Raw genomic sequence first — 26983 nt, forward strand, 5'->3', positions numbered from 1 at the left:
CAGTTCCCAAGGTCATTTCACCGCGGCATTGCCGCCATCGGCGAACAGAGCGGCACCGGCGACGAAGCTCGCCATGGGGCTCGCGAGGAAAAGCGCTGCCCGCGCAATTTCCGGCGGCTCAGCGATACGTTTCATCGCGTGCAGGCCGGCGGCCCATTCCTTCTGCGCGTCGTCTCCTGCGGCAGGTGTATCGACCCCGCCGGGCAGCAGCGCATTGGCGCGAATGCCCTTCACGGCATAATCGGCGGTGATGCCTTTCACCAGCCCCATCAACCCCGCCTTGGCCGCGCCATAAGCCGCCATGCCCGGTATGCCGGCACTGGTGCCGACAAAGCTCGAGGTAAAGACGATGGAGCCGCCACCCCGCATCAACATCGGCGTTATTTGGTAACGCGCCCCCAGAAAGGCGGAGGTGAGATTGACGTTGAGCGCATGATCCCATTCCGCTGGCGAAATCTCCGCCAGCGGCTTCATGGCTCCCACCGCACCGGCATTGTTGACGGCGATATCGAGGCCACCGAAGACGCTTATGGCCTCATCCGCTAACCGGGAATGGGTTTCGGCAACACCGGCATCGCCAGCAACCGTGTGGACACGGCCGCCAGCCTCACGAATGTCTGCGGCAACCTCATGCAGGGCCTTTTCGCCGCGCGCATTGATGACAACGGCCGCACCTTCGGCGGCAAACAGCATCGCCGTCGCCCGGCCGATGCCGGATGACGCGCCGGTGATGATGGCAACCTTGTTTTCGAGTAATTTCATGTCCTTGGCCTCCGTTCGATGGAGACCAAGAATTAGAGAGCAGCCGGGATCACAACCACCCGATTCCTGCCCGGCCGGGCGGAAAGCGCCTTATTCCAGCGGCAGCGCCACGACGCGCAGATTGCCCTGCGCATCGGCCACCATCATATGCGCATTCTTGCGGCCTTCGGATTTCAGGCCGTTGACGCGCACCAGCACGTCGCCCGGAACTTCCATGAAGTCCTGCCCGACCTCGACGATGATATCGCCGGCCTTCATGCCCTTCTGCTCGGCGGGCGAACCCGGATCGACGCTCGCGACCAGCACGCCTTCGACGCTTTCGGCAATGCCCTTTTCGGTGCGCAACTCGTTGCTCAGCCACACGAGATTCATGCCGAGCACGCTCTGCGGCGCCTCGCGCACTTCCGGCGTCTGGTCCTGCGCCTGATCGTCGGCGCCGCCATCATCTTCCGGTGCAACCACACCGCCATCGCCATCTTCGTTCTGCTGATCTTCGGCCGAGGCCTTTTCGTCGGTCGTATCCTGCAATTGCCCAAGCTTGACCTTGACGGTTTCCTCCTTGCCGTCACGCAGGATCACCACATCGACCTCCTTGCCGACCGGGCTTTCCGCCACGATCCGCAAGAGGTCGCGCATTTCATGAATATCCTTGCCGTCGAATTTCAGCACGACATCGCCGGCCTGGATCGGGCCGTTCTCCACCGGTCCGCCCTTGGCGACGCCGGAGATGAGCGCACCTTTTGCGCTGTCCATGCCGAGGCTTGCCGCCACATCGTCGGTGACGGGCTGAACACGAACGCCGAGCCAGCCGCGGCGCGTCTCGCCGAACTCGATGAGCTGCTGGACGATATTCTGGGCCAGTTCCGTCGGCACGGCGAAACCGATGCCAATCGAACCGCCGCTCGGGGAAATGATCGCCGTATTGATGCCGATCACCTCACCCTTCATGTTGAAGAGCGGACCGCCGGAATTGCCCTTGTTGATGGCCGCATCCGTCTGGATGAAATTGTCATAGGGACCGGCATTGATGTTACGCCCGCGCGCGGAAATGACGCCGACTGTCAGCGAGCCGCCAAGCCCGAAGGGGTTGCCGATGGCCATCACCCAGTCGCCGATGCGCATGCTGCGCGAATCGCCGAACTTGACGGCCTTCAGCGGCGTTTTCGGCTCCACCTTCAACACCGAAAGGTCGGTCTTGGTATCCGTGCCGACCAGCGTCGCCTTGAGCTTCGAGCCATTCGGGAAAATCACCTCGATGGCGTCGGCGCCCTCGATGACGTGGTTGTTGGTGACAACGTAGCCGGCCGGATCGATGACGAAACCCGAGCCCAGCGAACTCACCTTTTCGCCGCCCTCGGGCTTCTGGCTGTCGAAATAATCCTTGAAGAATTCCTGAAAGGGCGAGCCCTCCGGCAGACGCGGCGGAACCGGGCCCTTGCCCTCGGTCTTGACGTTCTGCGACGTGGAAATATTCACCACCGCATCGAGAAGCGGCTCGGCAAGATCGGCCACCGATTCCGGCCCATGGCTCTGCGCTCTCGCAGCAACCGGCGCCGTCAGGCTACCTGCCACAAGCGCGATGCCCGCGACTGCGGCGATGCTGCTGCGAAAAGGCGAAAGAAGGGTCACGGCCATAAGCGTCCTCGCGTTTCAAATAGTCTTGCCCTGCATATATCGGCAAAGCATAAGGCGGAATGATGAAGTGTAAAAATACCTTTTCGTGAACAGGCGGGGGACGCCTTGCCCTTAGCCACAGCATTGGCACGAAAACGGACCAAAAGAAAGGGCCGGTAAAACCGGCCCCTCCAAAATCATTTTATCCGCTATCAATTCGCCGGCGCTGGCGCAGGGGCAGCCGGAGCGGCAGGAGCCGCACCGTCGATATTGTTGAAATAACGGAAGAAGGTCGAGTCCGGAGACAGAACCAGCGTCGTGCCGTTGCCGTTCAGCGCATTGGCATAGGCCGACATGGAGCGATAGAACTCGAAGAAGTTCGGATCGCGCTGGAAAGCCTCGCCGAACACCTTGTTGCGCTCCGCATCGCCTTCACCGCGCAGCACTTCGGACTGACGGCGGGCGTCGGATTCCAGTTCGACGACCTGACGGTCGGCGATGGCGCGGCGGCGCTGCGCCTCTTCGTTACCGCGGGCGCGGATCAGTTCGGCCTCGGCCAGACGTTCCGACTTCATGCGCTCGAAGGTCTGCTGCGAGACTTCCTGCGTCAGGTCAGTACGGCGGATGCGGACATCGACGATGCTGATGCCGAGCGATTCCGCATCGGGACGCAGATCGTCACGCACTTCCTGCATCATCGATGCACGGGCATCCGAGAGCGCCGATTCGAAGCCGCGCAGACCGTAGACCCGGCGCAGCGATGCGTCGAGACGGGTACGCAGGCGCGACTCCGCCGACATCTGGTCACCCGAGACCGTCTGCCGGAAGCGGCGCGCATCCGTGATGCGATAGACCACGAAGGCATCGACCTCGTAGAACTTGCCGCCGGAAACCTGAACACGAATATTGTCGTGATCGAAGCGCAGCGCCCGGTTCTCGATATATTGCACCCGGTCGGCATCCATGAAGGCGAAGGGCAGCTTGAAATAGAGGCCCGGCGCGGTTTTCACATCCTGGATTTCACCGAAGCGGACGACGATGGCCTGCTGGCGCTCGTTGACGACGAAGATCGACGAGTAACCGAGGAAAAGCACGACGGCGAGACCGACGAGAATGGCAGAAAGACGGTTACCCATATCAGTTGCCTCCCTGCTGTGCTGCGCCCGGATTGTTGCGCATGATCTCGTTCAGAGGCAGATAAGGCACCACGCCCTGTTTCTCGTCGATGATGATCTTGTTGGAACCCTTCAGGACCTGCTCCATCGTTTCCAGGAACATGCGCTGGCGGGTCACTTCCGGCGCGGTGCGATACTGGTCATAGATGGAGATGAAGCGCTGCGCCTCACCCTGCGCCTCGTTTACGACGCGCGACTTGTAGGCGTTCGCTTCTTCGAGGATCTGCGCGGCCTGACCGCGAGCGGCGCCGAGCTTCTGGTTGGCGTACTGGTTGGCTTCCTGAACGAAGCGGTCTTCGTCCTGTTCGGCACGCTGCACTTCGTCGAAGGCATCGGCCACTTCGCGCGGCGGCGCCGCATCTTCGATGGCCACGGCATTGATGGAAATGCCGGCGCCATAACCGTCCATGGTGGACTGGATGATGGTGCGCACATCCGCCGCAATCGCCTGACGGTTATCGCGGAAAATGTCCTGTGCCGGACGACGGCCGACGACTTCGCGCATGGCGCTTTCGGAAACCTGCTGCAGGGTTTCGGCCGGGCTGTCGACGTTGAAGAGATAGGATTTCGGATCCGAAACCGTATAGAGCACCGAGAACTGCACGTTGACGATGTTCTGGTCGCCGGTCAGCATCACGCCGCTCGACGAAGACGACGAGGCGCGCGAACCGATATTCTGCTGCTGCTCGGTGACCTTGACGATTTCAACCGTCTCGATTGGCCACAGATGGAAATGCAGGCCGGGCATCGAGATTTCGTCCTTCGGGCGGCCGAAACGCAGCTCCACGCCGCGCTCGTCCGGCTGGACGGTATAGATGGACTGGATGCCGAGGAAAACCAGCACGACGAGAACCACGATGGCAACCGCGCCGCCGTTGAAGCCGCCGGGCAGCACATTCTTAAAACGGTCCTGGCTGCGCCGGATGATCTCTTCCAGATCGGGCGGGCCGCCATTGCCGCCGCCACCGCCGCGAGGCCGGTTAGGCCCCTGCCCCCATGGGCCGCCACCGCCGCCCTGGTTGTTTCCTCCACCGCCGCCGCCCCAAGGGCCGCCGCCGCCATTCTGATTGCTCCAGGGCATCAATACCTCTTTATAAAAGCCTCTCCCGGTTCCGTTCGAAAGCGATTGCTCGCGTGCGGCGGGAATATCGACCCGTTATAGGAAGGAGAAGCGTCCGTTTCAACGCAGAGGTGGTAACTAAATACCCAATCAGGGTAAATAGTTCACTTTGACGCGGCTCTTCGCACATAAGTGGTAAACAGAACCGGATAATTGTCCTTTTCCCCTGCGGGAGCGGGGATTTCCTCGATTTTCTCAAAAACGGCAGGATCGATTTCCGGAAAAAAAGTGTCGCCATCGAGCTTTACCGCGACATGGGTGACGGAAAGTTGATCGGCGAAGGGCATGGCCTGACGGTAAATCTCACCGCCACCCGCCACGAAGACCTCATCCACACCCAGCTCCGCAGCCTTGCTTCTGGCGAGCTTCAAAGCCTCCTCCAGCGAGGAGACGACATCCACGCCTTGCGGCCGGTAATCGGCATTGCGGCTGACGATGATATGCGGGCGGCCCGGCAATGGACGCTCGCCGACGGATAAAAATGTCTTGCGGCCCATGATGAGCGGCTTGCCCATCGTCATCGCCTTGAAGCGCTTGAGGTCGGTGGAGAGTTTCCACGGCATGTCGAGGTCGCGGCCGATGACGCCGTTTTCGGACACCGCGACGATGATGGTGACCCGCGGCTCGCTCATACCGCGATCGGCGCCTTGATGCTTGAATCGGCCTCGTAGTTTTCCAGCGTAAAGTCTTCGAACTTAAAGGCGAAAAGGTCCTTCACATCCGGATTGAGGCGCATCGTCGGCAGGGCCTTGGGCGTGCGCGTCATCTGCAGCTTCGCCTGTTCGAAATGGTTGGCATAGATATGCGCATCGCCGAGCGTATGGACAAAGTCGCCCGGCTTCAGGCCGGTGACCTGCGCCACCATCAGCGTCAGAAGCGCATAGGACGCGATGTTGAACGGCACGCCGAGGAAAATGTCGGCCGAGCGCTGATAGAGCTGGCAGGACAGCTTTCCATCGGAAACATAGAACTGGAACAGGCAATGGCAGGGCGGCAGCGCCATTTCATCCACCAGCGCCGGGTTCCAGGCCGAAACGATGTGACGGCGGGAGTTCGGATTGGTTTTCAGGCCCTCGATCAAAAGCGCGATCTGATCGACATGGCGACCGTCCGGTGCGGGCCACGAGCGCCACTGCGCACCATAGACCGGACCGAGATCGCCGTTCTCGTCGGCCCACTCGTCCCAGATGGAAACGCCGTTTTCCTTGAGATAGGCGATATTGGTATCGCCCTTCAGGAACCATAGCAGTTCGTGGATGATGGAGCGCAGATGCAGCTTCTTGGTGGTGAGAACCGGAAAGCCTTCGGAGAGATCGAAACGCATCTGGTAACCGAATACCGAGCGCGTACCCGTGCCGGTGCGGTCTCCACGGTCGGAGCCGGTTTCCATCACATGCCGGAGAAGATCGAGATATTGTTTCATGCGTTCTGCCGCCGATTCCCTGATATCGAGGGAATATAATAGCACAGGGCGGCAGAACCAATCACCGGGGAAACGCTTATCCCCGCCTTTCAGGAAAAATCAGAGAGATTGCAGTTTCCCGAGTTCCTTGGCGACCAGATAATAAAAGGTCACGCGCGATTTGGAGCGGTCCGCCGCCATGGCCTTGGCAACGGCATCGATTGCCTGATCGGCCGTACCGTCGGTCACGCCGAGCTTCTTGCCGCACCAGCTCGCCTTCACACGTGCAAGCTCTTCCGGATCGGAAGCGGACACCAGCGAGGAATCCCGGTTGCGCAGGGCGATGCCGAGATGCTTGACGATCTTGCCGACCACGGCTTCGTCGGCTGCTGCGTCGTATTTCTTCACATCTGCGAGATAGTCAGTCATGTCCACTCCTTCGTGTGTCCCCGGCCCGGTGTTGCTTCTGGTGACCGGTTGCATGGACAATGGGACAGCAATCCCTCGTCGTCAAGAATTGTCTAAAGTGCGGGCCGCAATCACGAAACCTTTTCATGGAATTGTCATCACCCCCCTTTTCTCAGGCGGTCGAAACGCCTATATGAGCCTTGCCGGGGCAACCCGGCTATGGCGATAAACGGTCGGTGTAATAAACCTATTGGACCCGGGGGCGGTACCCGGCGCCTCCACCAAAAACCGGCGGACTTTCATGAAAAGAAGGCCGGCTTTTGATGGGGGCGAAATAGGATCGACAAGGGCGTAAAGATCGAACTTTTGCTCGGCATGATACCGCCGTTATCGGGTCACAAGTGTAGTTGCAAACGACAACAACGCTAAGGAATATGCTCTCGCTGCCTAATGGCGGTGCGGGAATTCCGCTCTAAAGTCCTCACGGTTAGCCCCGTGAGGCGGGGTTCGGAGGTACCTGGCAACAGAAACCTCCACCTTCTCCATTTTGCCTGAATTGGTTATATGATAGCTGACTCGCAATCGGCATCGGCTTTTCCGTTGCTGCCGTTCAGGACATTGCGTATACTTGGCCAACGCGTGAGCGTCAGGATCGAAAATGATCCCGGCTCAAGGATTACGCGAAGATTCAAAGTGTTACAGCGTCCTTGGCGCGCAAGCCGCGCCGTGCATGAAAAGACGTTCGAATAAGGGAAAGACAGGACCGCATGGGGCAGGATCATATCCGTTACGACATTCTCGCACAGGATGCCCTTCGCGGCGTTATTCGTAAGGTTTTGGGTGAAGTGGCAGCAACCGGCCGTCTGCCCGGCGACCATCACTTCTTCATCACCTTCCTGACCGGCGCGCCGGGCGTGCGGATTTCCCAGCACCTCAAGGCGAAATATGCCGAGCAGATGACCATCGTTATCCAGCATCAGTTCTGGGACCTGAAAGTAACCGAAACCGGCTTCGAAATCGGCCTGTCCTTCTCGGATACGCCGGAAAAGCTGGTTATTCCCTATAACGCCATTCGTGGTTTCTACGATCCTTCCGTCAATTTCGAACTCGAATTCGACGTGCCTCTGGCCGAAGAGGAAGAAATCGAAGACGCGGAGATCACCGCTTATCCCGTTTCCCATGAGGCAAAGCCCGCTGCCGCTGCCGAGACGCCCAAATCCGGCGAGGAAAAGAAGGAAGGCTCGGTTGTTTCGCTGGATGCCTTCCGCAAGAAGCAATAACGGCTTTTACGCCGAGCTTACGAAACCCGAGGAGCATAATCCCCATGGCGGCCGATATCGTCAATCTGCGCCAGTTTCGGAAACAGAAAGCCCGTAGCGAAAAAGAAAAGCAGGCGGAGCAGAACCGCCTGTCCTTCGGCCGCACCAAGACCGAAAAAAATCTCACCTCGGCCCTGAACGAAAAGGCCGGAAAGGCGCTCGACCAGGGGCGGCTCGAAAAAAACGATGACGGGACCGGCAAAGACTGACAGGCAGGCCGACCGCCGCGGATTTCGGGACTATCGGAAAAGAATCGCAAAACAGGGACTTGCCGGGGAGACATGATTCAGACCTCCAACCGGTTTCACCGGAGACCGATCTGATGATCCGCAAGCACTCCGCGACGCTGCACGGCCACCGCACCAGCATTTCACTAGAGGACGCCTTCTGGGACGAGCTGAAAACCATTGCGGAAAGACGCAAGATCAGTTTCGCGGCCCTGCTTGCCGAAATAGACGACAACCGCTCCGCCGACAGCAATCTGTCCTCGTCCCTGCGGGTTTATGTGCTGAACTGGCTGAAAACCCGCTGACCTTCCGCAACCTGTCCTGTCAAAGAGGCTGCTGCCACGAGCGGGCATCTCGCCCGCCGGATTTTACCCATCCAGCCACTACGAAAAATTCCGCCGAAAACTCGTAACGCCGTGAAAGTATTCATTAAACATTAGCGGCATAATCTGCGCTCCAAGGCATCCCCGTATTGCGTAGCCTTGCTTCCAGATTTTGTTTCATATCCTTCCATTCCACATATCCGCCACGAGGCGACCATGGTTTCTGCCGTTTCGGGAACGAGCGCCGTTTCCCTGCTTTCTTCTTCATCCACATCGTCTTCAAACGTCTCCGAACTGAAAGCACAGATTGCCGAAAAGCAGTCGGAGCTTGCCCAAACCACGGAAGCGAAAGCACAGGAAGAGCTGAAGAGCGCAATCGCGTCCCTCAAGGCTCAGCTCGAGGCGCTCGAAAACAGCGCCGAAAAATCGGCATCCTCGAGCGAGAATGCGGAAAAGCCCGGCCTTTCCGGTGAAAGCGCCAGGATCGGCACCAAAAATTTCGACGCCGACACACCATTCGGCGAACGCGAAACCTGGGTTTGACAGTTATCTTTCCGTCAAAGCGATTGATGGCCAGCGCAAAATGCTCGCCTCGGAAGACCGCAAATCTTTTGCGAGATTTGGCCTTATCGCTAGGTCAAGCCATTGCTGTCCGGCGCCCTTAAAGTCACCGGTGAAGAACCCATATTCGTTCGACGTCCTCGGAACTGCGCCAAAAATCTAAACGCATCAACAAACAGGCCAGAGCATGATGCGGCATACGGAGGGAAGCCCCGCGCCGTCCGTCAACTAGCTTAAAGGGAAATCGGCCTCCCTGCCACGCAAGCTTACGGCGTGGCGGGAGCGTTTTCCGGCGCCAGTTGCCGGATGGCGTTTTCCGTCGGAGGCACCACCAGAACAGGCGCGGATTGCCGCTCGGGCATCGGCTGTTGCCCCTGTTGCTGTTGCTGTTGCTGCTGTTGTTGCTGTTGCAACCGCTCCTGCTGTTCCTTTTCCTGACGCAGACGTTCTTCGGCTGCGGCCTTCAAACGCGCCTCTTCTTCCGCCTTGGCCTTGGCTTCCGCCTCCGCCCGTTCCTTCTCGGCCTGCCGCTCGGCCGCCTGAGAGCGATAAAGCGCCACTTCCCGGCGCAGTCGCTGCTTTTCGAGAACGCTGGCCTGCATGGCCTCCACCCGGCGGCGCTCCTTTTCGAAAGCACGAAGCGACAGGTAATTGCTGAGCGCCGAAACGTCGGTCGTCAAAGCCGGCGCGGCAAGCGGGCCGTTATAATTCAGGCGTACCGAAGGCTCAGCTCCCGCGACCGTTTCGGTGCCGGGATTGAACAGGAGATCGAGGTCGCCATTCACCGTCGAAGCCGCAAGATCGACCGTCGCATCGGCCGTCAGCGTTACCGGATCGATCCCCGCCCGCAGATTCTTGAAATGAAGCGCGCCGCCATTCAGCGAGAATGGCAAGGCCACATCGCCGAGGCCGATTTCACCCTGCCACAGGCTCTGGTCCACCAGCGGCCGCACCTTGGGCGCGTCGATCGGTTGCTGCAAGCCATCGGCCGCCTGCAGGATCGGCGGCAGGGCACCGGGATTTAGCCCCTTCAGCACCAGCCCACCGACCCGGATTTCACCCGAACCGCCTGCCGATTTCAGCATTTCACCGACGCTCTTGCCGGTCGATTCGGCCGTCAGGTCGATGGCGACCCGGCCTGCCGCGACCGGCCCGTTGGCATTCGCCCACAGGATCGGCTCCGGATTGGCATCGGTCACCGCGATCTTGGTGCGGAAAATGCCCGCCCCCTCGCCCGTCGACATTGCGAGCCGTCCCGTGAGTTTGCCGCCCATGAAGGTGCCGGCAACATCATCGAGCGAGAGACTGCCCGCATCATGCGTGACCTTGGCCGAAACACCCGTGACCGTGCCGAAGGGCCCGGCCTCGAAGCTTTCCGCTTTCAAGGCAAGCGAAGCCTTGAGCTGCGGGAACGCGGCCATGGCCAGCGGCTTGGCATTGAGCGCCCCGGTTTCCGGATCGATCACCGGCCCATAGATCGCGTCACCCAGCCAGGCGAGATCGGCCGTTCTGACAGTAAGATCGCCGGTGACGGGATAGGGCGCGGCGCGCTGGAAGGTCAGGTTTCCCGAGAACGGATTTCCGCCCGCCTGCCCGCCTATCGAGGAAAGCGCGATCTTTTGCCCATCCACTGCCACTTTCGCATTGGCCTTCAACGCCATGCCGCCGCCAAGCTGCGGCAGACCGACGGCGTTCATGATGAGATAGGGCTCGATGTCGGCGCTTTCGAGCGCCACGTCGGCGCTGCCCTCACCGAAATTGGCCGACGAAACGGCAAAGGAACCGTTCATCGAAAAATGCGTGCGCTCCGTCGAGAAACGCAGTTCGGTCTGGGCGGGCGAGCCGAGCGTGCCGTTGAGCTTGATGGACAAAAGCCCCTCGCCATCCGCATCGAAGGGCAGTGGATCGAGCCCCGCCTGCCCGAACAGGATGGCCGTCGACTGGTTTTTCAGAACCGCTTCCAGCGACATGGCGGTATCATCGGTGATCGACAGGAAATCCGGCATCTTGGCCACGGCCGACAGCCGGCTGCCATTGACGGTGCCGGAAACGGCGACATTGGCGCCGCCATTTTCGCTATTGACCGAAACATCCATTGAAAGATCGGAATTGGCGTACCACGGAGCGCTCGCCGCCAGACGGCTGAGGAATGGATGGTTCGGCAATTTCTGCTGCAGCATGGTGAAGAACGGCTGCATATCCGCCGCATGCAGGTTCACCGTGCCCTTGCCCGCATATTTCAGCAGCGAACCCTGCAGCTCACCCCTTGCCCTGACTTCCGCACCGGCGATGTCTCCGGCCGTCATGTTCTCCAGCGAGAGAACGCCGCCCGCCATGGTGAAGGCGGTCTCGACGTGATTGGCGGTCACACCGGCCATGTTGAACCGGTCGGCCTTGAATTTTGCGGTAATGCGGTGGTCGAGCACGGAACTGCCGACCTGATCGCCAAGCGCCAGACTGCCGAGCGCCTTCAGCGCATCGAGATCGATTTCGTTGCCGGCAAGATCGATGGAAAGATTGGAGGTCTTGCCGTCGGAACGTCGCTCCAGCTCACCCTTCAGCGACGCATCGCCAACTGCAAGCTCCAGATTGTCGAAACGCTGGTTGAGCGTCGTCAGCGAGACATCGGCAGAAAAACCGGCAGCATTGAGCTGGCGGATCGCCGGATCGACGGAACCGGAAAGCCAGTTCGCCAGACCCGAAGGCTGGTTTGAGGCGAGAAGCAGATTGCCGTTGAAAGCAGGGCCGCCGAGAAGCGTCAACGATCCCTTGGCTTCGAGCTGCGTCCTGCCCGGCAGGGTCGCCACGGCATTCACCACCTGCCAGCCGCTGCCTTCAGGGCGCACATCCAGCCTGATATCGCGAATGGTCGTGTCATCGGAAACGAGCGCCGGAAGGCTGATGCTGGCCTTGCCCGGCACCGGCGGCACCGGAATGCGGGCCACCATGGCCGCAAAAGCCTCGATACGCTGGCGAACCGAGGCGGTGGGCTGGCGCGAGGTCTTGCCCGCCTGCACGACGGGCGGCGCAAAGCGGGCGACATCGATCTGCTGGCCATCGGCCGTCAGCAGGAATTCCGGCTTGGCGCCGGTATCGAGCGTCGCTTCCCCGGTCACGACATAGGGATTTTCACTGCCGCCGAGCTCCATTCGGTAGCTCGGGATACGCACGCTCTCATTGGTGAGTTCAAAGCTGCCGCGGGTGCGCGGCGAGGAAAACAGCGATTGTCCGGCCTGCTGCTTCTGCTTTTCGTCTTCGCGGAAACTGAAAGCGAAAGAACCGCTATAGGCAGGCTTGCCCGCTGTTGCAGCAATCGCCCCATCGAGATCGACCTCGACCGGATGTTCATCCGGCACCACCCGCACCCTGAGCCCCATGCGGCCGGCGGCATAATCCGGCTCGCTGCTGGAGAGCGAGAAGGAGCCCGGATGGCCATCGACGGCGGCGCGTCCCTCCGCCTTCCACGGCCCGGCCAGCGAATTGGCGGACATGTCGGCATTGAGGCCGGTCACGACACGGTTGCGGCCGGATTGCTCGTCGATGAATTCGATTTGCCCGCCTTCGATCTGTACGCTTTCCAGAACCACGGTGCGGGCGGGAATTTCCGCCCGGCTGCCGCGCATCCAGTCCAGCGTGCCGTCCTTCAGCAGCCTTATCCTGGCCTTGGGTTCCTCGATGCGCATGTCGAAAATGCGCGCCTCGCCGGAGAGGAAAGGCGCAAGCTCGGCATCCATGGAGAAACGCGCAACCTGAATGAGCGGCGATCCATCCGCATCCGTTCCGGCCCGCACATCATGCAATGTCACCGACGGGAAAGGCAGGATACGGGCCTCGACACGGCCATGCACCACCACCTTCTTGCCGAGAATACGGCTCGCCTGATCCTCGAAATCGCGGCGGAAATCCGTCCAGTCGACGAAATAGGGAATAAGCAGCGCCGAAAACAGCACCACGGCCAGCAGTCCGCCCAGAAAAACCAGAATACGTCCGAGCACTGACCTGCATCTCCCTTCGCGAACGCTGCAAACCTATTCTTTTCTGCCTTAACGGCAAGCAGCCTTTTGTACCAATCAATTGTGAGAATGATCAGACAAGCCGGAACAACTTGCCCGGATTGAAGATGTTATCGGGATCGAGCGACGTTTTGATGGCGCGCATCAGATCCAGTGCATTGCCGGCCTCTTCGGCGAGGAAACTCATCTTGCCCTGTCCGATGCCGTGTTCGCCGGTGCAGGTGCCGTCCATGGCGATGGCGCGGCGGTTGAGACGGGCGACGAAGGCTTCGGTTTTCGCCACACTTTCCGCGTCCTTGCCATCGAACAGAATAAGGACGTGGAAGTTCCCGTCGCCCGCATGGCCGACGATCGGCGCGAGAAAGCCATTCTCCTCGATATCCCGCTGCGTTTCCACAACGCAGTCGGCAAGACGCGAAATCGGCACGCAGACATCGGTGGAAAGCCCGTCGAGATGGGGGGCAAGCGCCCGCGAGGCCCAATAGGCGTCGTGCCGCGCTTTCCATAGCCTGTTGCGCTCGGCCGCATCGCCTGTCCAGCGGAAGTCGACGCTGCCGCATTCGGCCGCGATTTCGGCGAACTGCTGCGATTGCAGCGCCGCCGTTTCCTCGGTGCCGTGGAATTCCACGAAAAGTGTCGGCTTCTCCGCATAGTTCAGGCCGGAATAGGCGTTGCAGGCCCGCACCTGCACTTCGTCCAGCAATTCGATGCGGGCGACCGGAACCCCCATCTGGATCGTCATGATGACGGCATCGCAGGCCGCCTTGATGCTGTCGAAAGTGCAGACCCCGCCGGCGATTTTTTCCGGAATACCCTGAAGCCGCAAGGTCACGGAAGTGATGACACCGAGCGTGCCTTCAGCACCGACGAAAAGCCGTGTCAGATCGTAACCCGCAGATGATTTGCGGGCGCGCCGCGCGGTGCGGATTTCCTCGCCATTGGCAACAACGGCGGTAACGGCCAGCACATTGTCCTTCATCGTGCCGTAACGCACGGCATTGGTGCCGGAGGCCCGCGTCGAGGCCATGCCGCCGATGGAGGCATTGGCGCCGGGATCGATGGGGAAAAACAGGCCGGTATCGCGCAGATAGACATTAAGGTCCTCGCGCGTCACCCCCGGCTCCACCGTCACGTCAAGATCTTCGGCATTCACCTCAATGATGCGATTCATCCGGCTGAAATCGATGCAGATTCCGCCGTTCGGCGCATTCACCTGCCCTTCCAGCGAAGACCCCGTTCCGAAGGGAATGACCGGCACCTTATATTGCGCGCAGACCTTTACCACCGCCTTCACATCATCGGCGCTCTCGGCAAAAACGACGCCGTCAGGCGCCTGCAGCGTCAGATAAGTGGTGGTGTGGCCATGCTGTTCGCGGAACGCCTGTCCGGTCTGGAGCCTGTCGCCGAGCTGCTGCTTCAGCACCGCGAGTGCCGACGCGATGCCCTCTTCGTTCCGCTTTCCCGCCACCACATCTTTCAGCGCCATCGTCCGTCTCCACCGCAACATCTGCCCGTAAAGGATCTGATCCGTTACGAAATTCCGTCAGGTGGTATGGGATAAGGTTAACGCTTTGTCCAGCATCGCGATTGCACCAAACACTGTTTCGCGGCAACCGTTTTTATTCCGCCGCCAGCAGCGGCTTGTCCTCTTCCAGCGCCTTGCGGCGGGCGGCAAGTTCAAGCTCGCGGTGAAGACGGATTTCCTCATCCGCCTGCGGTTTCGCGAAGCGGGCGATCAGCAGGTAGGAGACCGGCGTGATGTAAAGCGTCACCAGCGTCGCAAAACCGAGGCCGCCGACGATGACCCAGCCGAGCGCGATGCGCGCTTCCGCGCCAGCACCCTGCGCCAGCACCAGCGGAACACCGCCGAGAATGGTCGCAATCATCGTCATCATGACAGGGCGCAGACGAATGCTGGTGGCCTTTTCAATGGCTTCCCGCACGGTTGCGCCCTGATCGCGCAGATGATTGGCGAATTCCACGATGAGAATACCGTTTTTCGCCATCACCCCGACGAGGAGTACGAGCCCGATCTGGCTATAGACGTTGAGGCTGGACCCAGTGACCAACAGCGCGATGACCGCGCAGGCAAGGCCGAGCGGCACCGTCGTCATGATGATGACCGAACTCAAGACGCTTTCGAACTGCGCAGCCAGCACGAGGAAGATGATGGCGATGGCAAAACCGAAGGTCAGCAACATGCCGCTCGAATTTTCCTCCAGCGTCGCCGCTTCGCCGAGCGGCAGGAGACGGGCGCCTGGCGGCATGACGGATTGCGAGAGCTCATTCACCTTTTGCAGCGCCTCGCCCAGCGAAACGCCGTCCTTAAGGTTGGCGGTAAAGCCGACGGAGGGAAGCTGCTGCTCGCGGTTGAGCTGCGGCGCAACCGCATTTTCCTTCAGCGTAGCAATCACCGACATCGGCACGATCTTGCCGTCACCCGTTTTCAGGAAGACGTTTTCCAGATCGGTCGGATCATTGATCGGCCGGGTGGAGGACAGGAGCCGCACCGGGATCGCATCGCCATCCACGAAGACGTCGACAATCGAGCGCCCTTCCAGCAGCGACTGCATGGCGCGCGACAGGCCAGTGATATCGATGCCGAGATCCGACGCACGCTCGCGGTCGATGGAGACGGAGATTTGCGCCTGATTGGGTTCATTGTCGAAACGCGGCGTATCGAACAGGCCGCTTTCCTCCATGGAAAGCAGCAATTTCTGCGTCGCCTCGGTCAGCGCCGCATAATTGCTGCCGACCATCGCCATCTGCAATCCATTGCCGGCACCGCGAATTCTGAGGCTGTTCGGCTGCATTGCATTGCCGCGCAGCGCCGGCACCCTGTTGGCGGCGGAGGTGACATCGGCGGCGATCTGGTTCTGCGTCCTCTCACGATCGGCCCAGGGCGCAAGCGTCAGCACCATGAAACCGGTATTGGACGAGCCGTTCATGCCGGTGATGGAATAGATATTGCGGATTTCACCGCTGTCGCGCAGCGGCTGCAGGTTTTCTTCGATCCGCTGCAACTGGTCGCGGGTATATTCGAGGCTGACGCCCTGCGGCGCGGTGACCCGCATCATGATCGAGGCGCGGTCCTCACGCGGCGTCAACTCGTTCTGGATCATGCCGAAGGCGATCCACGACAGGCCGGAAAAGATCAGCGCCACGACGATGACGATCAGCGGATTGTTGAGGCAGACGGAAAGTGTCGTTTTGTAGGTGGAGGCAAAGACATTGCCGAACCATGCGAGCGGCCCCGTTGGCTCCTTCAGCCCCTCCTTCAGTATACGCGAGGCGAGCATCGGGCAGAGCGTCAGCGCCACGATGGAGGACAAGCCCACCGCGAAGGCCAGCACGAAACCGAATTCGCGGAACAGACCGCCAAGCTGGCCCGGCAGGAAGGAGAGCGGAATGAACACGGCGGCAAGCGTCGCCGTCGTCGCGATGACTGCGAAGAAGACTTCCTGCGTGCCGAGAACGGCAGCGGCCCGTGGCCCCATGCCTTCCGCCCGGCGGCGAACGATATTTTCCAGCACCACGATGGCGTCATCGACCACGAGGCCGGTCGCCAGAACGATGGCAAGCAGCGTCAGGATATTGACCGAGAAGCCGACCATATAGATGGCGACAATGGTGCCGATCAGCGCCACCGGCATGGTAATTGCCGGAATGAGGGTGGCGCGCCAGTCGCGCAGGAAGAGATAGAGCACGACGACGACGATGATCGCCGAGAGACCGAGCGCCAGTTCGACCTCGTGCAGCGCGCCTTCGATGAAGACGGCATCGTCACTGGTCACGACGATGCGCGTGCCCTCGGGCAGATTGGCCGACATGGCGTCGACGGCGGCCTTCACGCCGGTCGAGATGCTGAGCGTGTTGGACTGCGCCTGACGGATGACACCAAGACCGACGCCCTGCACGCCATTGGAGCGCAGCGAGGTGGATTCGTCGTCCGCCCCCAGCATGACGGTCGCGACGTCCCTGAGGCGGATATTGTTCTTGATGAGAAGGTTGGAAAAATCCTCGGGCTTCGTCAGGCTGGCCGTGGCGCGCACGACGATATCCTGCGTCGTGCTTTTCAGCGATCCCGCCGGCACATCAAGCGCAGCGCTGGCAAGCGCATTGGAAACGTCGGTCACGGTCAGACCGCGGCTCGCCAATGCGGCCTGATTGAGATCGACCCGGAAAACCTTTTCCTGATCGCCGTAAAGCTCCACATCGGCCACGCCATCGACGGCGGCCAGACGGTCGATGATCTCGTCATCCACCAGCTTGGTCAGGTCTTCCATGCTGAGCGTGGAGGAGGTGACGGCAAGGCGCATGATCGGCTGGCTGTCGGAATCCGCCTTGATGATCTGCGGCTCGTCGGCATCGTCAGGCAACTGGTTGGTGACGCGGCCGATGGCGTCGCGCACGTCATTGGCGGCGACGGCGAGATCGACATTGTCGCCGAATTCCAGCGTCACGCGGCTGGTGCCGAACTGCGAGTTGGACGAAATGGACTTGACGCCGCTGACACGCGCCACCGCACCTTCGATGGTCTGCGTCACTTCCTGATCGATGGTTTCGGGTGCGGCCCCCTCATAGGTGGTCCTGACGCTGATCGTCGGCCGGTCGACGTCAGGCAGTTCGCGCACTTCGACACCCACCAGCGCCGCAAGGCCGGCAACGACCAGCAGCGTATTGAGAACCGCCGCCAGAATCGGCCGGCGCACGAACAATGCCGTAAATGCGAGTTTGGAATCCTTAACCGAGGGCGGCTGCGTCGTCATTGGCTGGCAACCTCCTCGGGCTTCGGCTGGCTACCGACGCGGACCGCGCCGCCTTCGCGCACGCGCTGAAGCCCCTCGATCACGACAGGCTCGCCATCCGCCAGCTCCGCCTTGACGAGAACGGCATCGGGATTGCGCTGCACGATCTGCACACGCACCTTATTCGATTTATTGTCGGTCACACGCCAGACATAGGAGCCTTCCGCATCCCACTGCACGGCCAGCGGATCGACCGAGGCATAGGTTTCTCCGGCAAAGCGCATGGTGACACCGAAGGACATGCCGGCCCTCAGCTCGTCCTTCTCATTGCCGAACTTCGCCCGGATGCGGATCGTGCGGCTCGCCTCATCGACGCGGTTGTCGACGGCCTCGATCTCACCCTTGAAAGTCTCGCCCGGTCGGGAAATCGACGTCGCCTCCACCGGCATGCCGACCTTGATCGCGGTTGCGAACCGCTCGGGAGCCCAGAAATTGACGAGAATTTCCGAACGGTCGTCGATGCTGACGATGGTTGACTGCGTGGTGACGTTATCGCCGATATTGGCGGCGACGATACCCGCCACACCCTCTATCGGCGCAACGATGTCGCGGCGTTTCAGATTGAGTTCGGCAGTGCTCAGCGCCAGCTTGGCGGCTTCCTCGGCGATCTGCGCATCCAGCACATCGAGGCGGGAAACAGATTTCAGGTTCTTGTAGGAATTGGATTTTTCAACGGCGCTGCGCAGCGCCACCTGCGCCTTGTCGCGCTCGATCACCTGCTCTTCATCGTCGAGCCGCGCCAGCACCTGGCCTTTCACGACACGAGCGCCGGACGACGTGCGAATTTCGGAAAGCGTGCCGGAGGCCTGTGGCATGACGACAACCGACTGGATCGCCTCGCCATTGCCGATGGCGTTCAGCCGGTCATTGACCGTGCCTTTCTTCACCGGGGCCGTCACCACCAGTGTGGCGTTGCCGTTGCGGCGCGCACCGCCGGCATTCTGGCCTGTGGACGCACCGGTTGCCGGGCCGCCGGATGCGGCGACTTCAATCGCCCCGGCAGGCGTTTTGCCAAGCCCTATCGCGGCGAACACATTGCGGGCTTCCGGCGAATAGAAGCCCCAGAGACAGAGCCCCGCTCCCACCACGGCTACACTGACACCCACCTGTTTCCAGACCCGCATATATTTCTCCGGTTGATCCGCGCAGCACAAAGCATTCCCGAAAACGCACGTTCCGGGACAGATGCAGTATTCCTGCTTGGCCAAGGCAAGGCAACGCACAAATCCGTTCCTTACGTAATTGTAATTTGGGCGCAAATGCCGCCCGGCGCAGCCAAACGGCAATCCGGGCCGCGCATTCCTGTCGCAAGTATCCGCCATTGGGCTAATCTGCCCCTAAGACGTCATAACCGGAGGAAGCGATGAGCACCGTGACGAAGACCGAAAACCCGGAAACCGACCCGCGCGTCAAGGCGGTGTTCGATGACATCCGCGCCACCCGCAAATCGGATTTCATCAACAATATGTGGCTCTACCTCGCTTTCGATGCCGATCTGCTTGAAAAGACCTGGGGCGAGGTCAAGGCGGTGATGGCGACGCCTTCCGCGCTCGATCCCGTGGTGAAGGAAATGCTCTATATCGCCGTTTCCGTCACCAATGGCTGCTCCTATTGCGCCCATTCCCACACGGCAGCCGCCAAAGCCAAAGGCATGACCACCGAACAACATGCCGATTTGCTGCGCGTCATCGCGCTTGCCGCCAAGACCAACCAGCTTGCGGTGGCGCTGCAAGTGCCCGTTGACGCCGCTTTCGACGCCGACAGGCAGACATGAAACGAAAAAATGCCTTGGAATGGGCGTTTTGACGGTTGATACCGGAATAAAAGCAGAACACGGTTCTGGCCTTTATACCCCGAATCACTACATTGGGCCGCATGAGCAACAGTTTTGACGATATGCCGTTCTTCGATGAGGAACCCGCCGCACCGCGCAGGGCAACGAACAATGCCGGTGCGGAAAGCGGCGGCGGGCTTGGCATTGCCGCCCGCGCCATGGCGGCGCGCGATCAGACGCGTGCTGCGCCCGACTATCTTTCCGGCCTCAACCCGGAACAGCGCGATGCCGTGGAAACGCTGGACGGCCCCGTTCTCGTCCTTGCCGGCGCCGGCACCGGCAAGACCCGCGTTCTGACGACCCGCATCGCCCATATTCTGGCCACCGGCCGCGCCTATCCGAGCCAGATTCTTGCCGTGACCTTTACCAACAAGGCTGCCCGCGAGATGAAGGAACGTATCGGCGTTCTCGTCGGCGGCGCTGTCGAGGGCATGCCCTGGCTCGGCACCTTCCACTCCATCGGCGTCAAGCTTTTGCGCCGCCATGCCGAACTCGTCGGCCTGAAATCGGACTTCACCATTCTCGATACGGATGACGTGGTGCGGCTGATCAAGCAGCTCATTCAGGCCGAAGGGCTGGACGACAAGCGCTGGCCGGCAAAGCAGTTCGCCGGCATGATCGACGGATGGAAGAACAAGGGCCTGACGCCGCCGGACATTCCCGAGGGCGACAGCCGCGCCTTCGCCAACGGCAAGGGCCGCGAACTTTACACCGCCTATCAGAACCGGCTAAAAACGCTGAACGCCTGCGATTTCGGCGACCTTCTGATGCACCCGATCAGCATCTTCCGCCGCCATACGGATATTCTGAAAGAGTATCACCAGAAGTTCCGTTACATTCTGGTGGACGAATATCAGGACACCAATACGGCGCAATATATGTGGCTGAGGCTTCTCGCCCAGCGCGCCAGGGGCGAACCGCAGAATGTCTGTTGCGTTGGCGACGATGATCAGTCGATCTATGGCTGGCGCGGCGCGGAAGTGGACAATATCCTCCGCTTCGACAAGGATTTTCCGGGCGCCAAGGTCATCAAGCTCGAACGTAACTACCGCTCCACCGAGCATATTCTCGGCGCGGCCGGGCATCTCATCGCCCATAATGAGGGCCGTCTCGGCAAGACGCTCTTCACCGAACGCAGCAGCCCGGATGATGAAAAGGTCGTGGTGCATGCCGCCTGGGATTCCGAGGAGGAAGCCCGCGCGGTCGGCGAGGAAATCGAACAGCTCCAGCGCAAGAACCATAATCTGAACGACATGGCCATTCTCGTCCGCGCCTCCTTCCAGATGCGCGAATTCGAAGACCGTTTCGTCACGCTTGGCCTCAATTACCGCGTCATCGGCGGTCCGCGTTTTTATGAGCGCCTCGAAATCCGCGATGCCATGGCCTATTTCCGGCTGGTCTGCCAGCCGGCCGACGATCTCGCCTTCGAGCGCATCGTCAATACACCCAAGCGCGGCCTTGGTGATACGACGATCCGCAACCTGCATGACTATGCCCGCGCCCGCGATATTCCGATGCTGGCGGCAGCGGCCGACATTATCGAAACCGACGAGCTGAAACCGAAAGCGCGCAAGGCGCTGTTCGACGTGGTGCAGGATTTCCGCCGCTGGCAGGGCCTCCTGGAAAACACCGAGCACACCACGCTTGCCGAACAGATTCTCGACGAAAGCGGCTATACCGCCATGTGGCAGGCCGACAAGACGGCCGAAGCGCCCGGACGACTGGAAAACCTGAAGGAACTCATCCGCTCGATGGAGGCCTTCGAGAGCATGCGCGGCTTCCTCGAGCACGTAGCTCTCGTCATGGATGCCGAGCAGAACGAAAATCTCGATGCCGTCTCCATCATGACGCTGCATTCCGCCAAGGGTCTGGAATTCGACACCGTCTTCCTGCCCGGCTGGGAAGAAGGCCTGTTCCCGCACCAGCGGGCGCTGGACGAAGGCGGGCGCTCCGGTCTGGAGGAAGAACGCCGTCTTGCCTATGTGGGCATCACCCGCGCCAAGAAGCTCTGCCATATCTGGTTCGTGTCGAACCGGCGCATTCACGGGCTGTGGCAATCCACCCTGCCCTCGCGTTTCCTCGATGAATTGCCGCCCGCCCATGTGGATGTCGCGGCATCCGACAGCAGTTACGGCGGTTATGGCGGCCGCGGCGGCTACGGCCAGTCGCGTTTCGACAAGGCCGATCCTTTCACAAACAACTATTCCACCCCCGGCTGGAAGCGTGCGCAGCAGAACCGCAGCGACGCCACCCGTGACAATTGGGGCACCCGCTCGGGCCATGCGGTGGAACGGATCGGTTATGGCGAAAGCGGCCCGCGCACCCGTACTATCGATGGTGAACTGGTGGCGAAATCCGTCGCCAACACGCCATCGAAATTTTTCGTCGGCGACCGCGTCTTCCACCTCAAATTCGGCAATGGCAACATTTCCGCCATCGAAGGAAACAAGCTGACGATCGACTTCGATCGCGCCGGCCAGAAGCGCGTGCTGGACGGATTTGTGGAAAAGGTCTGATTCGACAACCGTGAGTGCCTGAAGGCTGCTTTTTCCATAGCCTGCGTCATGCCGTTGCAATAAAGGAGTTGCAATGGGGAAGTGGAACCGGCGAGGACAGCTTTGTATATATTACCGAAAAGCCAGCGCAGGCTCGCCGTTTTCCTGATCAATATGGACAGCGCCACCAAACGCCTCGCGGATATGACCGCGCGCCTCGACGCCATGGGGCTCAAGGCGGAGCGTGTCCCCGGCGTCAATGGCAGGGAACTGAATTACCCCATCCCGGAATTTAGCGAGATTTCCTACATGCTCATGCATGGCCGCCGCACCTCGCCGCCGGAAATCGGTTGCTATCTCAGCCATGTCGCCTGCGCCAATAAATTCATGGCGGGCGATGCCGATATCGCGCTCATCCTCGAGGATGACGTGGTCTTCGACGATGATTTTCTCAACGCCATAGACGAGGCGGTGCTGAATGGCGGCGACTGGGATTTGCTGCGGCTCACGACCGTCAGCAATGGCCGGAAATTTCCGTTCCGCCCGCTTTCCAATGGCCGCTCGCTTGCCATCGCGCTCACGCGGGAAAAAGGCTCGGGAGCCTATCTCGTCAACCGCCGCGCCGGAAAATGGATATCGAAGCTCATCCCCATGCGGCTCGCTTATGACATCGCATTCGATCTGGAATATCTCGCGGGGCTGAAGGCGGCCTTCCTCTACCCGCTCTGCGCCACGCAGGATGCGGATGGGGAAAGCCAGATCCAGAACAATCTGCGCATCTACCGCCTGCCGCGCTGGCGCTATTTCACCGTTCTGCCCTATCGCGCCTATCTGGAAACCAGCCGGTTCCTGCTGCGCGGCATTCGCTTCGCCGTCGCCAAAATGTGCGTTGCGATGGAGCGCGGCAAAGGCAAGACCGCCCCGGCCGGTCATTGATCGATCCGTCTTATACTTCGCCAGGTGTGAAGCCGACGAGATAGACGGCCGCGATCACGGCTGCGAGAATGAAAATCGAAATGACGAAAATCGTCATCCGGTTCAATGGTTTGCGCGTCGTTTTCTTCATGGTGGAATAATGCGTGGCCGCATCGCTTGTTCCGCAACGCACAGGATAATGTCGTCTAAAACCGTGAGCCGGCGCAATTCGATTCCGCTTCAGGCACATATGGGCTAAAGCTCGTCTCCATCTTCAGCTTTCCGGCCCGCCATGACAGACACGACGCATCCACGCCTCAACCCGCTGCATCTTGCCGCCGCCTTCGCCAGCGGCTGCCTTTTGACATTGATGGTGCATTTCAACGGTCAGCTTGCCCATTATGGCAATGCGCTGTTTTCCTCCTGGACGGCGCATGGCACCGGCACGGTGGCGGCGCTGATCTATCTCGCCATCATGCGTCCGAAGAAAGACGTGGGCGCGGCAGAAAAACCGAAAGCGCCGCTCTGGGCCTATTGCGGCGGGGTCGTGGGTGCCGCCATCGTCATCCTCACCTCCACCGCCGTCATTTCGCCGCTGGCGCTTTCCGGCACCATTGCGCTCGGGCTTGGCGGACAGGTGATCTTCAGCCTCCTGGCGGATATTTTCGGCCTCTTCGGCCTGCCCAGAAGAAAGCCGGACCTGCGGGACATGGCGGCTGTGGCGCTGATCCTGTGCGGCAGCGCACTCATCATCCTTGTCGGGAGAACGGCATGATCGTCTGGATCGCCATGGCCTTTACCGGCGGCGTCTTCGTGGCGCTGAGCCGCCAGATCAACGGCCGCCTCAGCCTGTCCAACTCGCCGCTCATCGCATCGTTCTGGAACCACATTGTCGGTTTTGCCGTGTTGACGGTCATCGGCCTCATCGTCGGCGGCCTCATTCCGCCGGGCGCGGCCGATGCGCCCTGGCTTGCCTTTATCGGCGGGCCGATCGGCGTCGTCTTCATCGCTTCGGGAAGCTGGCTCATCCCGCGCATCGGTGCGGTCAATACCGCCCTTCTGGTCATCAGCGGCCAGATGGTCTCAGGCGTGGTTCTCGATCTTTTCGGCGATCATCCGCCGAAACTCTGGGCGAGCGCACTCGGCATCCTGCTCATCTTCGCCGGCATGGTGCTGACACAGCGGCGCGGTCGCTAGAGCATTTCCAGTCAGGAAAATGCGGAAAGCTCAGGAATCGCTGCCGCGCAAAAACATGCCGAGCAGGGTCTTGCCGCCGCTTTTACCGCCGCTGCTCGCAAGTGTCGGCCGGTTGCCGTTCAACTTCGGCACCACCACCATGCGCTTGACTTCGCCGCGCTTGAAGGCCGCAAGGAAGCGCGGGTAATCGCGGAACACCACGCAGCCATTCGATTCGCCGCGTTTCGCCAGCATGTAGGTATGCGCCAGAAGACCGTCTCGACCATGCGGGTTGACGCCGTTTTCCGGCGTCAGGCGAATGGCCTCGACGCCGTGGAACCGCGCCTCGCGCATCGTCAGACGATAGCTGGAAGGCGGCGTCGAACCGCGCATTCTCACATGCACGTAATCGGGATTGTCGCGCATCTTACCGATGCCGGAATGCGCTTCGAGCTTCTCGCCATTCGGCATGTGTACCACGCCGGAGGAAATATCGTAGATCGCCGTGCCATTGCCGCGATCCGGCCACGGAACCGCATCCATCTTGCTCGGCTCGCGCATCGGATTGTCAGGCTTTGCAAAGGCGAGCATGGCGCCGGTGCTCTGCTTCGGCGGCGCAGGGGCGCGAAGGGGAACCGGCGCATCGAAAGCCGGCGCCGAAGCGACGGCCGGAACATGGTCCTCGGTCTTGGACGATGTCGCGGGACGCGGTGACGGCTCGACCGTCTGAGCCGTTGCAACCTCGGGACGGAAGCTCGGAAGCGGCACATCATCGGGCAGCAGGCTGCTTGCCTCTTCCTCGATCTGCGGCCGCGCCAGCGCCACTTCAAATGCCGGATGCTGCGGAACGGCGCTCTGATAGGCAACCTCGGAGGTGCGACCCAGCGCCGAATCGACGATCGCCGACGGCTTGAGGGCGGCAAGCTGCTTCACTGTCGCCTGCCCCTTGGCATTGGCAGCCGCGCCGAAGCGCTCGCCGAATTCCTTCGCACCGATCTCGGGCATGATGCCGGCGAGCCGAACCGCCTTCTGCTGGCCATGGCTATGGTCGCTCAGGCGGGAAAACTTGCGCACGTGAATGTCCCGCGCGGCCGCGTGGGCAATTGCCGTCTCAGTGGAAGCGAATCGCGTCACCAGCGTCTTTTCAAACTGCCCGACACCATGCGAAGCGGCGGCCATGCTGTGCAGCGAGGCAAAGGCGGCGAAGGCGAAAAGGCCGGCAAAGGCGCCGCCGCCAAGGAGGGCGGACATTCGGCCGAACGCAAAGGATTTGCCTCTCTTGAGGCGAGACGAACCGGCAAGACCGGCGCCATTATAGGCCGCAGCAGAAAACGCCATGATACTCGTTACTCGAACCGTTCACGCACACCCGGCCGACGCCGGAGGGATTTTGGGACATCCGAAGGGCTGGCAAACACCACGCCGGTTTCGGAACTGACTGGTTCGAAGCATGACGAATTATGGTAACCAAAGTGTTTACGAGTCCCTGCAAAAATAATTCGTTAAGGTCTGCGCATTGTAAGGCGAAGGCAAAACAATGACTTGCGCCGAGACTGCGTGCATCCGCACTGCGTCGTCCGGGGAAATGCCCCTTAGAGGGTCGTCATCGGCCTAAAAATTTCCGTCGCCGCATTGTCAGGTAAATTCCGACTTGGCCGGAAATTTGCTGCAAATGCGGCAGGACTGCGACAGGGCAAGCCCCCTGCCCGAAACATCCGTGCCTGCCGGAGAGGTCGAAAGGGGCTTGATCCGTTAAAGCCGGCTTGGCATCCTGCCCTGAAAAGGGAGGCACATCATGAAGGCGCTGCTGCTCATCGATATCCAGAACGGTTTTTGCCCGGGCGGCAATCTGGCCGTTGCCGATGGCGACAGGGTCGTGCCCGTCGCCAATGCCCTGATCGACAATGGAGGCTACGATCTCATCGTCGCCTCGCAGGACTGGCACCCGGAAAATCACGGCAGCTTCGCCTCCCAGCATCCCGGCAAGAAGCCCTTCGACATGGGCGAACTCTCCGGCAAACCGCAGATGATGTGGCCGGATCATTGCGTGCAGGGCACGCCGGATGCGGAATTCCATCCCGACCTCAAGACGGACGCCTTCGATTATATTCAGCAGAAGGGCGAAAACCCCGCCGTCGACAGCTATTCCGCCTTTCGCGACAATGACCAGGGCGCGACGACGGGACTGGCCGACTATCTGAGCCGTCAGGGTGTCACGCAACTCGACGTCTGCGGCCTTGCCACCGATTATTGCGTCAGTTTTTCGGTGCTCGATGCCCTCGACATGCTGCCCGGTGTGAATGTCCGTTTCATCGAAGATGCCAGCCGCGGCATCGATCCGCAGGGCATCAAGGCCGCGATTTCGACGATGCGGGAAAAAGGCGCGGCCATTCTCAAAAGCCGCGACATATTGCGGGACTAGTTTAGCGCGGCTTCGGCTTCTCCAGCACGTCGATATCGCCTGCCGCATCCTCAAGGCGTCTCAGGATCGCGGCATGTGCATCCCTGAGCCCCTCATTATAAAAAACATGCCCCAGCTCCTCGGCCAGAAAATCCACGAAGATCTCCGCCTGCAGAAGGCCGATTTCGGTTTCGGTCTCCCGGGCAAGATAGTCCCGGATACGTGCGGCCAGGGCGGCCTTTTCCTGCTTTTCCAGCATCGATCTTCCATCGTCTGACTGTTGAGGGGTACGGGAGGAAGGCGGTGAAACCATCCGCCCGGCTCCGGCCATATGGGGCGTTACCGTAACGGAAGGTTCAAGGGAATCAATCGATCCATTCATGCAATTCGTTTGCCAGCCGGGCGGGACGGCGATAGAGCGGCGGGCAAG

At 60.7% G+C, this 26983-nt stretch carries 23 protein-coding genes and 1 other RNA gene; 11 read left to right on the top strand and 13 right to left on the bottom strand.

All coding sequences use genetic code 11. From position 1 onward, the window contains the following. Positions 1 to 12 precede the first annotated feature (12 nt). The 7 genes from O3W47_RS12075 to O3W47_RS12105 all read right to left on the bottom strand — a co-directional run bounded on the left by O3W47_RS12075 (position 13) and on the right by O3W47_RS12105 (position 6502). Entirely contained in the window at positions 13 to 762 is a 750-nt protein-coding gene (locus O3W47_RS12075; protein ID WP_174023725.1) for an SDR family oxidoreductase, read from the bottom strand. A 90-nt stretch (positions 763 to 852) separates the two neighbouring features. Continuing rightward, positions 853 to 2397 carry a Do family serine endopeptidase gene (locus O3W47_RS12080; protein WP_269313834.1) on the bottom strand — a complete coding sequence of 515 codons (1545 nt, stop codon included), beginning with the start codon at positions 2395 to 2397 and terminating at the stop codon, positions 853 to 855. A 191-nt stretch (positions 2398 to 2588) separates the two neighbouring features. Further along, the gene (gene hflC / locus O3W47_RS12085) at positions 2589 to 3512 is read right to left on the bottom strand and encodes a protease modulator HflC (RefSeq protein ID WP_020812048.1); all 924 of its coding nucleotides are present in this window, start codon (positions 3510 to 3512) and stop codon (positions 2589 to 2591) included. A 1-nt stretch (position 3513) separates the two neighbouring features. Beyond that, a complete protein-coding gene (gene hflK / locus O3W47_RS12090) occupies positions 3514 to 4632 on the bottom strand; it encodes an FtsH protease activity modulator HflK (protein WP_269313835.1) in 1119 nt (372 codons plus the stop codon). A gap of 143 nt (positions 4633 to 4775) precedes the next feature. Further along, on the bottom strand, positions 4776 to 5303 hold the full coding sequence (locus O3W47_RS12095; protein ID WP_127757240.1) for a dihydrofolate reductase: 528 nt from the start codon (positions 5301 to 5303) through the stop codon (positions 4776 to 4778). Then, the gene (locus O3W47_RS12100; RefSeq protein WP_059756713.1) at positions 5300 to 6094 is read right to left on the bottom strand and encodes a thymidylate synthase; all 795 of its coding nucleotides are present in this window, start codon (positions 6092 to 6094) and stop codon (positions 5300 to 5302) included. Before O3W47_RS12100 ends, O3W47_RS12095 begins: the two co-directional genes overlap by 4 nt. A gap of 99 nt (positions 6095 to 6193) precedes the next feature. Further along, positions 6194 to 6502 carry a DUF2853 family protein gene (locus O3W47_RS12105; RefSeq protein ID WP_003522365.1) on the bottom strand — a complete coding sequence of 103 codons (309 nt, stop codon included), beginning with the start codon at positions 6500 to 6502 and terminating at the stop codon, positions 6194 to 6196. A 142-nt stretch (positions 6503 to 6644) separates the two neighbouring features. On the opposite strand from O3W47_RS12105, the gene ssrA reads away from it, so the two are divergent. The 5 genes from ssrA to O3W47_RS12130 all read left to right on the top strand — a co-directional run bounded on the left by ssrA (position 6645) and on the right by O3W47_RS12130 (position 8893). Continuing rightward, positions 6645 to 7019, top strand: a transfer-messenger RNA (tmRNA) gene (gene ssrA / locus O3W47_RS12110). Positions 7020 to 7248: 229 nt separating this feature from the next. Further along, the gene (locus O3W47_RS12115) at positions 7249 to 7761 is read left to right on the top strand and encodes an SspB family protein (protein ID WP_127757242.1); all 513 of its coding nucleotides are present in this window, start codon (positions 7249 to 7251) and stop codon (positions 7759 to 7761) included. A gap of 44 nt (positions 7762 to 7805) precedes the next feature. Continuing rightward, entirely contained in the window at positions 7806 to 8009 is a 204-nt protein-coding gene (locus O3W47_RS12120) for a DUF4169 family protein (protein ID WP_127757243.1), read from the top strand. A gap of 113 nt (positions 8010 to 8122) precedes the next feature. Beyond that, positions 8123 to 8332: a ribbon-helix-helix domain-containing protein gene (locus O3W47_RS12125; RefSeq protein WP_003522362.1), complete on the top strand. Its 210-nt coding sequence runs from the start codon at positions 8123 to 8125 to the stop codon at positions 8330 to 8332. 234 nt (positions 8333 to 8566) lie between these two features. Further along, positions 8567 to 8893 (top strand): hypothetical protein, encoded by a 327-nt coding sequence (locus O3W47_RS12130; RefSeq protein ID WP_269313836.1) that lies wholly within the window; start codon positions 8567 to 8569, stop codon positions 8891 to 8893. A 284-nt stretch (positions 8894 to 9177) separates the two neighbouring features. Here the strand turns inward: O3W47_RS12130 and O3W47_RS12135 are convergent, their stop codons facing one another. The 4 genes from O3W47_RS12135 to O3W47_RS12150 form a co-directional block, all read right to left on the bottom strand. Next, a complete protein-coding gene (locus O3W47_RS12135; RefSeq protein WP_269313837.1) occupies positions 9178 to 12906 on the bottom strand; it encodes an AsmA family protein in 3729 nt (1242 codons plus the stop codon). Positions 12907 to 12997: 91 nt separating this feature from the next. Further along, positions 12998 to 14410 carry an FAD-binding oxidoreductase gene (locus O3W47_RS12140; RefSeq protein WP_269313838.1) on the bottom strand — a complete coding sequence of 471 codons (1413 nt, stop codon included), beginning with the start codon at positions 14408 to 14410 and terminating at the stop codon, positions 12998 to 13000. A gap of 133 nt (positions 14411 to 14543) precedes the next feature. Next, entirely contained in the window at positions 14544 to 17693 is a 3150-nt protein-coding gene (locus O3W47_RS12145; protein WP_269313839.1) for an efflux RND transporter permease subunit, read from the bottom strand. After that, positions 17690 to 18856 (bottom strand): efflux RND transporter periplasmic adaptor subunit, encoded by a 1167-nt coding sequence (locus O3W47_RS12150; protein ID WP_269313840.1) that lies wholly within the window; start codon positions 18854 to 18856, stop codon positions 17690 to 17692. The genes O3W47_RS12145 and O3W47_RS12150 overlap by 4 nt, the downstream gene beginning before the upstream one ends. A 239-nt stretch (positions 18857 to 19095) precedes the next feature. Here O3W47_RS12150 and O3W47_RS12155 point away from each other — a divergent pair, with 239 nt between their 5' ends. From O3W47_RS12155 to O3W47_RS12175, 5 genes are all read left to right on the top strand, one after another. Next, positions 19096 to 19506 carry a carboxymuconolactone decarboxylase family protein gene (locus O3W47_RS12155; protein WP_065655832.1) on the top strand — a complete coding sequence of 137 codons (411 nt, stop codon included), beginning with the start codon at positions 19096 to 19098 and terminating at the stop codon, positions 19504 to 19506. Positions 19507 to 19607: 101 nt separating this feature from the next. Beyond that, positions 19608 to 22082, top strand: coding sequence for an ATP-dependent helicase (locus O3W47_RS12160; protein WP_269313841.1), 2475 nt, complete (start codon positions 19608 to 19610; stop codon positions 22080 to 22082). Between the two features lie 102 nt (positions 22083 to 22184). Continuing rightward, positions 22185 to 22997, top strand: coding sequence for a glycosyltransferase family 25 protein (locus O3W47_RS12165; protein ID WP_269313842.1), 813 nt, complete (start codon positions 22185 to 22187; stop codon positions 22995 to 22997). A 271-nt stretch (positions 22998 to 23268) separates the two neighbouring features. Then, a complete protein-coding gene (locus O3W47_RS12170; RefSeq protein ID WP_269313843.1) occupies positions 23269 to 23751 on the top strand; it encodes a DMT family transporter in 483 nt (160 codons plus the stop codon). Further along, a complete protein-coding gene (locus O3W47_RS12175; RefSeq protein ID WP_020812062.1) occupies positions 23748 to 24173 on the top strand; it encodes a DMT family transporter in 426 nt (141 codons plus the stop codon). The genes O3W47_RS12170 and O3W47_RS12175 overlap by 4 nt, the downstream gene beginning before the upstream one ends. A gap of 30 nt (positions 24174 to 24203) precedes the next feature. Here O3W47_RS12175 and O3W47_RS12180 read toward each other — a convergent pair whose 3' ends face one another. Next, positions 24204 to 25490, bottom strand: a complete 1287-nt coding sequence (locus tag O3W47_RS12180) for a DUF2778 domain-containing protein (protein ID WP_269313844.1) — start codon at positions 25488 to 25490, stop codon at positions 24204 to 24206. A gap of 457 nt (positions 25491 to 25947) precedes the next feature. Here O3W47_RS12180 and pncA point away from each other — a divergent pair, with 457 nt between their 5' ends. Then, the gene (gene pncA / locus O3W47_RS12185; protein WP_137452980.1) at positions 25948 to 26574 is read left to right on the top strand and encodes a bifunctional nicotinamidase/pyrazinamidase; all 627 of its coding nucleotides are present in this window, start codon (positions 25948 to 25950) and stop codon (positions 26572 to 26574) included. A gap of 1 nt (position 26575) precedes the next feature. Here the strand turns inward: pncA and O3W47_RS12190 are convergent, their stop codons facing one another. Continuing rightward, the gene (locus tag O3W47_RS12190; protein WP_127757252.1) at positions 26576 to 26812 is read right to left on the bottom strand and encodes a DUF2164 domain-containing protein; all 237 of its coding nucleotides are present in this window, start codon (positions 26810 to 26812) and stop codon (positions 26576 to 26578) included. Positions 26813 to 26983 lie beyond the last annotated feature (171 nt).

It is taken from the genome of Agrobacterium sp. LMR679, assembly GCF_027157905.1.
Lineage (GTDB): Bacteria > Pseudomonadota > Alphaproteobacteria > Rhizobiales > Rhizobiaceae > Agrobacterium > Agrobacterium leguminum.